Annotated in this window: 1 protein-coding gene; it reads right to left on the bottom strand. The window is 52.8% G+C overall.

Features of this window, described 5'->3' with window-relative positions; translation table 11 throughout:
• Positions 1-794 (bottom strand): elongation factor Tu (locus tag ACHH0Z_RS25595; RefSeq protein WP_395149618.1); only part of this gene is annotated, 794 nt, incomplete at both ends.

The raw sequence follows: 794 nt of genomic DNA, 5'->3' as shown, positions 1-794 counted from the left end.
GCCAGAACCTGACCACGTTCGATTTCTTCACGTTTGATACCACGCAGCAGAACACCAACGTTCTCACCAGCACGGCCTTCGTCCAGCAGTTTGCGGAACATTTCAACGCCAGTACAGGTAGACTTCGCAGTCTCTTTGATACCAACGATTTCAACTTCTTCACCAACTTTGATGATACCGCGCTCTACACGACCGGTAACAACGGTACCACGACCGGAGATGGAGAATACGTCTTCGATTGGCAGCAGGAATGGCTTGTCAATCGCACGCTCTGGTTCTGGGATGTAAGAATCCAGGAAGCCAGCCAGTTCGATGATTTTCGCTTCCCACTCTGCGTCGCCTTCCAGCGCTTTCAGAGCAGAACCACGAACGATTGGGGTATCGTCACCTGGGAAATCGTACTGAGACAGCAGTTCACGAACTTCCATCTCTACCAGTTCCAGCAGCTCTTCGTCATCAACCATGTCGCATTTGTTCAGGAACACGATGATGTAAGGAACGCCTACCTGACGACCCAGCAGGATGTGCTCACGAGTCTGAGGCATTGGGCCGTCAGTCGCAGCAACAACCAGGATCGCGCCGTCCATCTGCGCAGCACCGGTGATCATGTTTTTAACATAGTCGGCGTGGCCTGGGCAGTCTACGTGTGCGTAGTGGCGAGTCGGGGTGTCGTACTCAACGTGAGAGGTGTTGATGGTGATACCACGAGCTTTTTCTTCTGGTGCGTTATCGATCTGGTCGAATGCACGAGCAGAACCACCGTAGGTTTTTGCCAGAACGGTAGTGATTGCAGC

The organism is Enterobacter cloacae complex sp. 2024EL-00227 (assembly GCF_043945315.1).
Lineage (GTDB): Bacteria > Pseudomonadota > Gammaproteobacteria > Enterobacterales > Enterobacteriaceae > Enterobacter > Enterobacter roggenkampii.
The sequence above is the reverse complement of the archived record's forward strand: the minus strand, read 5'-3'. Positions and strand labels throughout refer to the sequence as shown.